Source organism: Vibrio sp. HI00D65 (genome assembly GCF_001635455.1).
GTDB lineage: Bacteria > Pseudomonadota > Gammaproteobacteria > Enterobacterales > Vibrionaceae > Vibrio.
This window is the reverse complement of the sequence record NZ_LWEH01000613.1, coordinates 259,949-270,755: the sequence shown is the minus strand read 5'-3', so window position 1 is coordinate 270,755 and position 10,807 is coordinate 259,949. Positions and strand designations below refer to the sequence as shown.

Genomic DNA, 10,807 nt, shown 5'->3' with positions numbered 1-10,807 from the left:
CCGCGTCCGGATGCATTGTTTAAGTCAATGAGTCTATCAAATTGGAGCGACACACGAGGTTCGAACTCGTGACCTCAACCTTGGCAAGGTTGCGCTCTACCAGCTGAGCTAGTGTCGCATAAGTTAATCGCAGCTCTTACTGCTTTTGGCAATAGATAGCGTTTAACTGTAATGTGGTTGCGGGAGCCGGATTTGAACCGACGACCTTCGGGTTATGAGCCCGACGAGCTACCAAGCTGCTCCATCCCGCGTCCGGATGCATTGTTTAAGTCAATGAGTCTATCAAATTGGAGTGACACACGAGGTTCCCGATCTTCAAGGCTTAGGCGTGACCTCAGCCTTGGCAAGGATTGCACTCTGCCAGAATGCTCTTCATGTTTCACTTTCAAAATGGAGCGACACACGAGGTTCGAACTCGTGACCTCAACCTTGGCAAGGTTGCGCTCTACCAGCTGAGCTAGTGTCGCATAAGTTAACCGCAGCTTTTACTGCTTTTGGCAATAGATAGCGTTTAACTGTAATGTGGTTGCGGGAGCCGGATTTGAACCGACGACCTTCGGGTTATGAGCCCGACGAGCTACCAAACTGCTCCATCCCGCGTCCGGATGCATTGTTTAAGTCAATGAGTCTATCAAATTGGAGCGACACACGAAGTTCCCGATCTTCAAGGCTTAGGCGTGACCTCAACCTTGGCAAGGATAGCACTCTGCCAGAATGCTCTTCATGTTTCACTTTCTAAATGGAGCGACACACGAGGTTCGAACTCGTGACCTCAACCTTGGCAAGGTTGCGCTCTACCAGCTGAGCTAGTGTCGCATAAGTTAATCGCAGCTCTTACTGCTTTTGGCAATAAATAGCGTTTAACTGTAATGTGGTTGCGGGAGCCGGATTTGAACCGACGACCTTCGGGTTATGAGCCCGACGAGCTACCAAGCTGCTCCATCCCGCGTCCGGATGCATTGTTTAAGTCAATGAGTCTATCAAATTTGAACGACACACGAGATTCCCTATCTTCAAGGCTTAGGCGTGACCTCAACCTTGGCAAGGATAATGCTCTTCATGTTTCACTTTCAAAATGGAGCGACACACGAGGTTCGAACTCGTGACCTCAACCTTGGCAAGGTTGCGCTCTACCAGCTGAGCTAGTGTCGCATAAGTTAATCGCAGCTCTTACTACTTTTGGCAATAGATAGCGCTTAACTGTAATGTGGTTGCGGGAGCCGGATTTGAACCGACGACCTTCGGGTTATGAGCCCGACGAGCTACCAAGCTGCTCCATCCCGCGTCCGGATGCATTGTTTAAGTACAATGAAACTTCAAATTGGAGCGACACACGAGGTTCCCGATCTTCAAGGCTTAGGCGTGACCTCAACCTTGGCAAGGATTGCACTCTGCCAGAATGCTCTTCATGTTTCACTTTCAAAATGGAGCGACACACGAGGTTCGAACTCGTGACCTCAACCTTGGCAAGGTTGCGCTCTACCAGCTGAGCTAGTGTCGCATCATGGAAAGGTCTTTCACCTTCCGATTACCGCTTTTGCGTTAATCTACAAATTGGAGCGACACACGAGGTTCGAACTCGTGACCTCAACCTTGGCAAGGTTGCGCTCTACCAGCTGAGCTAGTGTCGCATCACGGAAAGGTCTTTCACCTTTCGATTACCGCTTTTGCGTTAATCTACAAATTGGAGCGACACACGAGGTTCGAACTCGTGACCTCAACCTTGGCAAGGTTGCGCTCTACCAGCTGAGCTAGTGTCGCATTCTGAAAACGTCTTTCGTCGTTCAGGGCTGCGAATTATAAGAGCATTTTTTTGTGATGCAAGTCCTTAATGCAAAATTACGAAACTTTTTATTCAACTGCTGTAAAAGCACACAGATTTGCAAAAAAATCAGCCCTTATGTCCCTGAAAAGTTAGACAAACGTGATCAGTTTATCCGGCTAGATGTTAATAATTGTTTTTCGGTAGTACTGCAGCTCGGCAATTGACTCGCGAATATCGTCTAATGCTAAGTGGCTTCCTGACTTAGAAAAACCATCTAAGACTTCAGGTTTCCAACGACGAGCTAGCTCTTTAAGCGTACTGACATCTACATAGCGGTAGTGGAAGTACTCTTCTAATTCAGGCATGTGCTTGTATAGGAAACGGCGGTCTTGGCCAATGCTATTACCACAAATCGGTGATTTACCTTTTGGTACCCACTTTTCAAGAAACGCGATCGTCTGTTCGATAGCCTCTTGCTCAGTGATGGTGCTTTCTTGAATTCGCTTCACTAGGCCACTGCCAGTGTGCGTCGTTGTGCACCATTCGTCCATTTTGTCTAATTCACTCTGAGGTTGGTGAATAGCCAAAACAGGTCCTTCAGCAAGGATGTGAAGCTCACTATCAGTCACGATAGTCGCAATTTCAATGATTTTATGAGTTTCAGGATCCAGTCCCGTCATCTCTAGATCTACCCAAATTAGGTTCTGATCGCTAAAGGACATAAGGCGTCGCCTATTTGTTTATGTTTAAAAGAGGTACTATACCCAAATAACTATACTCAAACTAGCTTTAGAGCCATCGAAATCAAATGGCACCAGCAACAGTAGTTTGAGTTCCCAATCATCAAGTTAGATGTGTTAAGTGAAAAATTGTGGCTAAGAAAAAGAAGTTAACTAAAGGTCAGGTGCGTCGCGTACGTAGCAACCAGAACAAGCGACTCAAGAAAGAAGACTCAATCCAATGGGATGAGAACATGCTTGGTAGCACTAAAAGCGGACTCGTGATTACACGCTTTGGTCAACATGCTGATATCGAGGATCTTGAAACAAACGAAGTTCATCGTTGTAACTTACGCCGTAGTATCGAGACTTTAGTTTCTGGTGACCGAGTGACTTGGCGTGCAGGCCTAGAATCGATGGCTGGTATTTCAGGCGTTGTGGAAGCCGTTGAGCCAAGAACCTCAATGCTGACCCGCCCTGATTACTACGACGGTCTAAAACCTGTTGCGGCTAACGTAGACCAAATGGTTATCGTGTCTGCTGTACTTCCAGAGCTATCACTTAATATTATCGACCGTTACTTGATTGCTTCAGAAACAGTAAAAATCGCACCGCTTGTGGTACTCAACAAGGTCGACCTACTAACTGAAGAGCAAATTGCTGAGTACCAAGAGACACTGAAGATTTACGAAAAGATCGGCTACAAAGTGATGTTCGTGAGTAAAGAGTCTGGCTACGGTATCAAAGAGCTCGAGGCTGAACTCAAAGGGCGTATCAACATCTTTGTTGGTCAATCTGGTGTAGGTAAATCCAGTCTAGTGAATGCGCTAATGCCGACACTTGACATCGAAGAGGGTGAAGTTTCTGAAAACTCAGGCCTTGGTCAGCACACCACCACGGCAGCTCGCTTGTACCACTTCCCTTCAGGTGGCGACCTAATCGATTCTCCTGGAGTTCGTGAATTTGGTCTATGGCACTTAGAAGCCGATGAAATCACCGAAGCTTTCGTTGAGTTCAAACCTTACCTTGGCGGCTGTAAGTTCCGCGACTGTAAGCACAATGATGATCCAGGTTGCATCCTGCGTGAAGCCGTTGAAGATGGGAAAATCAGTCGACTACGCTTCGAAAACTACCACCGCATCATTGAGAGCATGGTCAACAACAAAGACAACCGTCAGTATTCACGAAACAAAAAAGCGGACCTTTAATCGCGTTTTTGTGAACAAATATGTGCAGTTACTGACAATTGGCCCGAATTTAAGTAACATCTCGCGCCCTAAATCGTCATCGACAGATTGAATTGAAAAACACATAGCATTGGAAAATTAATACAATGGATAAGATTAAAGTTGGATTGCAGTACTGGATTCCACAACATGGACTAACTCGTCTAGTCGGCAAACTGGCTTCTGCTAAAGCGGGCGGCTTAACGACAGCGATCATCAATTGGTTCATCAAACAATACAAAGTAAACATGGATGAAGCGCTACATAGCGATCCAAAACACTTTAAAACATTCAATGAATTCTTCGTACGTGAACTAAAAGACGGCATGCGCCCTATCGCTGAAGGTGACTCTGTTATCGTTCATCCAGCTGACGCTCGCGTAAGCCAATTTGGTCCAATTACTGACGGCCAACTGATTCAAGCGAAAGGCCACAATTACTCTGCACGTGAACTGCTAGGTGGTGATGCTGGTCTTGCTGAAGAGTTTAAAGATGGTGAATTCGCAACGCTTTACCTATCTCCAAGTGATTACCACCGCGTACACATGCCATGTGACGGTACACTGCGTCAGATGATTTACGTTCCAGGTGACCTTTTCTCTGTAAACCCGCTAACGGCAGAGAACGTTCCAAACCTATTCGCACGTAACGAGCGCGTAGTGTGTATCTTCGATACGGAATTTGGCCCAATGGCACAAGTATTAGTTGGTGCGACTATCGTAGGTAGCATCGAGCAAGTATGGGCTGGCACGATTACTCCACCTCGTGGCAACTCGGTTTACAAGTGGGATTACCCAGCACAAGGTGACAAAGCAATCATCTTGAAGAAAGGCGAAGAAATGGGGCGCTTTAAACTTGGCTCAACCGTGATCAACTTATTTTCGAAAGATGCAATCAAGTTCGACGACACGATGCAAAATGGCGAGAAAACGGTTCTTGGTACGCCTTACGCGCACATCGCTGGTAAAGACGTTGAGGCTGAAGCTGTTGATTCAATAGAGAACACTGACCAAGCGTAATAATTTGAGTAAACTCATTTAGCTTTCAAGGCGCGTTATTTGAATGAATAACGCGCCTTTTTATTACCCAGTTCTCTAACCTTCCAATCCCCCAAAACCCTGACCTAAAAGAGCAATGCATAAATCAGCGCTATAAAAGATTGACCAAAAACAAAACAGTTGCCGAAACCTTAAACAACTTTTTGATTTTCCAACCCGTCTCCAAGTACCAAAAATCCAGATAACTTACTCTATCTGAAGATATTTTATTCATAGGGTCTTTGTACATGCCTAAACTCAATGTTGGCGTTCTGGTCAAGCTGTTGATTTGTTTTGCGATTCCCTTGGGCGTGTTATTCATGCCAATAGATTCAATACCTATCGATGACATAACGCTGATTCAACACCGCCTGCTAGCGATATTTCTACTTGCTGCCTTACTTTGGGTACTTGAACCCGTTCCGGTTTTCGCCACCTCGATACTGATCATTGCACTTGAACTGGTGATGATTTCCGACAAAGGCCCGCACTTATTTAGAAATCCACCAGCGGGACACGTTCTCGGTGAGTTGATTAAATATACCGACATATTCGGTGCATTTTCATCACCAATCATCATTCTATTCATGGGTGGCTTTGCTCTCGCAATCGCAGCATCTAAGTACGAACTCGATAACAACCTAGCTCGATTGCTACTGAAACCATTCGGTACCGAACCGCGTTTCATCATGCTTGGCTTAATGCTGATCACCGCCGTGTTCTCGATGTTTATGTCGAATACCGCAACCACAGTCATGATGCTAGCTCTGCTTGGCCCTATTGTAGCTTCGGCACCCAAAGGCGATATGGGGATCAAAGCACTCGTATTGTGTATTCCGATTGCCGCCAATACTGGTGGTATCGCAACACCAATCGGTACACCTCCTAATGCCATCGCACTGCAATACCTGACCGGTGAAAACACCATCGACTTCCTGAGCTGGATGATGATGGGCTTACCTTTTGTAATCATCCAACTCACCATTGCTTGGTTCCTTCTTCAGCAAATCTTCCCTTCCACGCAGAAAAACATGGTGCTTAAACTCGATGGGCAATTCAGAAAGAGCTGGCGAGCGATCGTGGTTTACGTCACCTTTGCCGCCACCATCTTATTGTGGATGACCACAAAGCTGCACGGCATGAACACCTATGTAGTCTCTATCATTCCACTGGCGGTCTTCACCTTGACGGGCGTCATGGGTAAAGAAGAGCTGAAACTGATCAACTGGGATGTGTTGTGGTTAGTCGCAGGTGGTATTGCGATTGGTATCGGCCTTGATAAAACAAGTTTAGCTGCGGCGTTAGCACACGCTATCGACTATGATTCGCTCTCCCCCGCAGCCGTTGTTCTCACGTTATCTATCGTTTGCTGGTTAATGGCGAACTTCATGTCAAACACCGCTACCGCCAACTTACTGATGCCAATAGCCGCGGCAATTGGCGCTTCTATGGAGAGTTTGGCAACAATTGGGGGCTTACAAGGATTATTAGTTGTGATTGCCTTCTCAGCATCACTCGGCATGATTCTTCCTGTATCGACACCACCGAATTCACTGGCTTACTCAACCGGGCTTATCGAAAGCAAAGACATGGCGAAGATGGGGATCATCTTGGGTGTTGTCGGCCTGCTATTGGTTTACCTCGCCCTGTTTATCATCACCTAGTAGACGCTAACTCTGCCTTTTAATTATCTAGGGCGCTAAATTTACATTTAGCGTCACATTTAAATAAACACTAACTAATTGATACTAAAGTCAATTATGAAAATGTGACTCTAATTCATTATTTATAAAAAAGCAGAATAGATATATTCAGTTTTTTGATATTAAACACATTTATTATCTCTCAGACAACGACACTATTCGGCCAACAAAGACACACCCATTTCCCCACTCAGCACGTCGCTACCAATAAGGTTTTGTCTAAAAAGAGGAGTGCACCTTGAGACACACAATCAAATTTAAAATTCAAATGGCAATTACAATTATCATTGCCATTGTGAGTGGCGCTCAAGCTTGGATATCAGTAAATCAGCTCACTCAAGAGACGGAAGTCGCGATCAATCAAGAAATGAAGAATGTAAGCGTAGGGATAAACAACTACATTGCAGATTGGATCTCGACTCGAAGTAATATGATGTTGGCCAATGAGCCGACGATAGCAAATAACAGTAACTCTGACCGTGAGCTATTATTGACTAAACAAGCTGGTCAATTCCTATCGGTTTATGCGGGATTTAGCGATGGCACGATCGCGTATGGTGATAAAACGGAAAGCTGGCCAGCAGACTACGACCCTCGCACACGTCCATGGTACAAGGATGCCAACGCCACATCCGAGCTTATCATTACTGAACCGTATCAAGATTTTGATGGCAGTATCGTCATCAGTTTCGCCAAATCCTTCAGTGGCCAAAAACAAGGCGTATTGGCTGCAGACTTAACCGTAACAAGCATTATCGATACAGTACTTAACGTAGAACTGGATAACGATGGCTTCGCCTTCTTAGTGGATGGTAACAACTACATTGTTGCATACAGCGATGAAACGTTGAGTCAAAAGCCACTCACAAGTTTAAATCCAGAGCTGACCGCAAACCGAGTGTCACAACTGGTTCAAAACCAAACTATTACTCCATTAGCTTGGCCTAGTTTAGGTGAGCAGTTGATTTACATAGCTAAAGTTCCGAACACCGATTGGTCTCTAGGCATTGTTATCGATAAAGAGCTAGCGTTCTCTGCAGTCACTGACGCAATTCAATTTATTACAATTACCTCACTGGTTTTGTATATCGTGATTTCAATCGTCAGCACCATGGTCATAACTCGATTGCTTTACCCATTACAAACCTTGTCAGAAGCGCTAACCCAACTTGCTCAAGGTAGAGGTGACCTTACTCAACGTATCGATATCACCCGCATGGATGAGATAGGTAAGCTTGCCGAGCTTGTAAACCAATTCTTAAGTCAAATGCAGAGCATGCTGAAAGGCGTCGTTGAGCACAGCCATGATTTAAACAACCATGCAGAGAAAGCCAACCAACTTGCGGCTCAGTCTTCGATGCGAGTAGAAAATCAACAAAACGATATAACCCAAATTGCGACTGCGATTCATGAAATGTCAGCAACCGCTGCAGAAGTCGCGAGTCATGCAGAATTGACCGCATCCGCTTCTCAGGCCTCTGCATCCGCCTGTAATGACGGCCAAAACGTAATTCAACAAAACCGCGATGCGATTACTGGCCTTGCAACTCAAGTGGAAGACGCGGCCAATGTGATCCGAGAGCTGGAAAACAACGCGCAAAGCATCAATCAGATCTTATCGACCATTCAAGGCATTGCTGAACAAACCAACCTATTGGCATTGAATGCAGCCATCGAAGCGGCACGTGCAGGTGAACAAGGTCGCGGATTTGCGGTTGTCGCCGATGAAGTTCGCGTGCTAAGCCAAAGAACCTATGGCTCAACGGAAGAAATCCGCGTGATGATCGATACCTTGCAGAAGAACACTGAACATGCGGTGGATAGCATGACCACCAGCACTCAGCTCGCAGAAAACAGTGTTGGCTTCGCAGAGCAAGCGCACGATAGCCTATCTAAAATCACGCAAGCCATCAGTGAAATCAACGACATGGCACTACAGATAGCTAGCGCAGCCGAAGAGCAACGAGCAGTCAGTGAAGACATCAGTCGTAATACACAAGGGATCAAAGATGCCTCTGACGACCTCGCCCAACAAGCAGAAAACAGCCGTAATAGCTCAAATGAGATGAGTAGCGCTGCTGAGTCGATGCGTCGAGATGTGGAGCGCTTTAAGGTATAAAGCCTCGCAACTCAAACAAGCGAACGGATAGTTAGAGCAAACCTATCACTGAGAAGCAAAGCGGTGCATTTATTAAGAATCGCTTTGTTCTCACTTCGGTTTGATGCATATTGATGAGCTAATTTATCCCAGACAGAAGGACTGTTAATCGATGGGGTTTGAATGGTTGGCTCTCGCCGCTGCTTTTCTTTGGGCTATCGCAAGCCTAATGTCCGTAAAGCCTGCTCAACACTTAGGTTCTTTTGCCTATAGCCGATGGCGCATGGGCTGCACTGCCGTCATCTTATCAAGCATGGCTTGGTTTACTGGTGGCTGGACTACCGTCGAAACAGAGCTAGTCACGCCAATGATGCTGTCTGGTCTGATTGGAATCTTCATTGGTGATACCGCTCTATTTGCCTGTTTGAACCGAATGGGCCCGCGTCAAGCTGGCTTACTGTTCTCTTGTCACGCCGTGTTCTCTGCAATTCTCGGTTATTTCCTGTTTAGTGAAAGCATGACCTCTGGCGAGCTTGTTGGCTCGGCCTTGGTGTTTAGTGGCGTGTTAACTGCGATCTTCTTTGGTCGTCGAGGCCAAGCCAACAACCAGCTTGAAACCATCAAGGGCACCGTGTGGATTGGTGTTGCTCTGGGCATCACGGCGGCTATCTGCCAAGCATTGGGCGGTATTATTGCCAAACCAGTGATGCAAACTAGCATCGACCCAGTAGCCGCTTCTGCTATTCGAATGATCACCGCCTTTGTCGCCCATTCCGCATTTCGTTTAACGGGCGCCAAGCTTTCACGCGCACTGAATCCGATGAATGTTCAAATATTCGCGATTACCGCAGTGAACGGCTTTCTCGCGATGGCAGTGGGTATGACGCTTATCTTGTATGCACTGCAAGAAGGTAATGTCGGCATGGTTGCTCTACTCTCTTCAACCACACCTATCATGTTGCTGCCCATTCTATGGCTGTACACCAAGCAAAGACCAAACGCCTATGCTTGGGTCGGAGCCATTGTTGCCGTAGTGGGTACTGGCATTCTAGTAAGATAGTGGCACTGGTATTCTGGTCAGCTAATCGATCTGCGCGCTAACTTCTGCTAACTAACCAATGTTAAGCCCGTGGGAAGGGGAAAGCCGTGACTTCATCGATATGATCATGCCCCATAGCAAGCATAATCAATCGGTCGATACCCAAAGCAACACCCGCACAGTCTGGTAGGCCTGCTTTTAACGCCTCAATCAAATGATGGTCAATCGGTTGAGGCGATAAGCCCATATCGATACGCTTAGCATTGTCATCTTCAAAGCGCTGCAATTGCTCCTGCGGGTTATCTAACTCATTAAAGCCATTTGCCAACTCGATGCCTTTGAAGTACACCTCAAAACGGTCAGCCACTCTCGAGTCGTTTGGATTAATTTTAGCCAGTGCCGCTTGAGACGCAGGGAAATCATAAACGAATGCTGGCACTGTTTGGCCAATTTTAGGTTCTACACCAATGCTAAACAGTAACTGCAGCAAAGTATCCCTGTCTTGTTCAGGGTCAGCAATATCGCTCAAACCTAATGTACCAGCACAAACCTTTAGCGCTTCCATTGAACCTTCTAATGGACACACACCCAGCACTTCAAGAAACGCGTTTTGGTAAGTCATTCGTTCAGCCGCCCGAGAATTCAGCACCAGCTGCAACAAGTCATCCATCTCATCCATCAACTGATGGTGGTCGAAACCAACACGATACCACTCCAACATCATAAACTCAGGGTTATGGTAACGGCCGTTCTCTTCGTTGCGGAATGCCTTAGCTATCTGATAAATGCAGCCACTTCCTGCCGCCAAAAGACGTTTCATATGGAACTCAGGGCTGGTCATGAAGAACAGCTTTTGCCCACCCGCATACCCTGGCCCTACAAACTCAGTTTTGAAAGTATGTAAGTGCACATCTGTCACAGTGGCATGGCTCATGGCTGGGGTATCCACCTCCAACACATCACGCTCAAAAAAGAAATCGCGGATCTGACGAATCAGAAAAGCACGTTGTTTTAACTGCTTGATCGGCGCAGCTGGTTGCCAGTTAGCTTGGTTCATGATTTTAGAATTACTCACTGAAATAACTGGATCGAAAGATACCGTTTGTTTGGCCAAAAATCATCTCTTCTTAAACTCGACCTACCACACTGAGATTGATAATTAGCGTCAAGAGCAATTAACAACATCAACAACAATGCACTCAATATCGATACATTTATCG

General features: G+C 46.2%; 7 protein-coding genes and 2 tRNA genes. 5 read left to right on the top strand and 4 right to left on the bottom strand.

Annotated features, from left to right (window positions below; all coding sequences use genetic code 11):
* Positions 1-42 precede the first annotated feature (42 nt).
* From A3712_RS28580 to orn, 3 genes are all read right to left on the bottom strand, one after another.
* Positions 43-118 (bottom strand) — tRNA-Gly (locus A3712_RS28580).
* 405 nt (positions 119-523) lie between these two features.
* A tRNA-Met gene (locus A3712_RS26320) sits at positions 524-600 on the bottom strand.
* A 1,341-nt stretch (positions 601-1,941) separates the two neighbouring features.
* Positions 1,942-2,487: an oligoribonuclease gene (orn, locus tag A3712_RS26285; RefSeq protein ID WP_063525619.1), complete on the bottom strand. Its 546-nt coding sequence runs from the start codon at positions 2,485-2,487 to the stop codon at positions 1,942-1,944.
* A gap of 149 nt (positions 2,488-2,636) precedes the next feature.
* On the opposite strand from orn, the gene rsgA reads away from it, so the two are divergent.
* The 5 genes from rsgA (at position 2,637) to A3712_RS26260 (ending at position 9,608) form a co-directional block, all read left to right on the top strand.
* Complete coding sequence (gene rsgA, locus A3712_RS26280) at positions 2,637-3,692, top strand: small ribosomal subunit biogenesis GTPase RsgA (protein WP_063525618.1); 1,056 nt, start codon at positions 2,637-2,639, stop codon at positions 3,690-3,692.
* Positions 3,693-3,817: 125 nt separating this feature from the next.
* Complete coding sequence (asd, locus tag A3712_RS26275; protein WP_063525617.1) at positions 3,818-4,729, top strand: archaetidylserine decarboxylase; 912 nt, start codon at positions 3,818-3,820, stop codon at positions 4,727-4,729.
* A 266-nt stretch (positions 4,730-4,995) separates the two neighbouring features.
* Positions 4,996-6,411, top strand: coding sequence for an SLC13 family permease (locus A3712_RS26270; protein WP_063525616.1), 1,416 nt, complete (start codon positions 4,996-4,998; stop codon positions 6,409-6,411).
* 277 nt (positions 6,412-6,688) lie between these two features.
* On the top strand, positions 6,689-8,569 hold the full coding sequence (locus A3712_RS26265; RefSeq protein WP_063525615.1) for a methyl-accepting chemotaxis protein: 1,881 nt from the start codon (positions 6,689-6,691) through the stop codon (positions 8,567-8,569).
* Between the two features lie 151 nt (positions 8,570-8,720).
* Positions 8,721-9,608, top strand: coding sequence for a DMT family transporter (locus A3712_RS26260; RefSeq protein ID WP_063525614.1), 888 nt, complete (start codon positions 8,721-8,723; stop codon positions 9,606-9,608).
* 61 nt (positions 9,609-9,669) lie between these two features.
* Here the strand turns inward: A3712_RS26260 and epmA are convergent, their stop codons facing one another.
* A complete protein-coding gene (gene epmA, locus A3712_RS26255; protein ID WP_063525630.1) occupies positions 9,670-10,644 on the bottom strand; it encodes an elongation factor P--(R)-beta-lysine ligase in 975 nt (324 codons plus the stop codon).
* Positions 10,645-10,807: the final 163 nt, after the last annotated feature.

What these genes read in the sequence shown, in the direction of transcription:
- A3712_RS26260 (WP_063525614.1), top strand. Translation starts at nt 8,721, where the DNA reads ATGGGGTTTGAATGGTTGGCTCTCGCCGCTGCTTTTCTTTGGGCTATC.
- A3712_RS26270 (WP_063525616.1), top strand. Translation starts at nt 4,996, where the DNA reads ATGCCTAAACTCAATGTTGGCGTTCTGGTCAAGCTGTTGATTTGTTTT.
- orn (WP_063525619.1), bottom strand. Translation starts at nt 2,487, where the DNA reads ATGTCCTTTAGCGATCAGAACCTAATTTGGGTAGATCTAGAGATGACG.
- epmA (WP_063525630.1), bottom strand. Translation starts at nt 10,644, where the DNA reads ATGAACCAAGCTAACTGGCAACCAGCTGCGCCGATCAAGCAGTTAAAA.
- asd (WP_063525617.1), top strand. Translation starts at nt 3,818, where the DNA reads ATGGATAAGATTAAAGTTGGATTGCAGTACTGGATTCCACAACATGGA.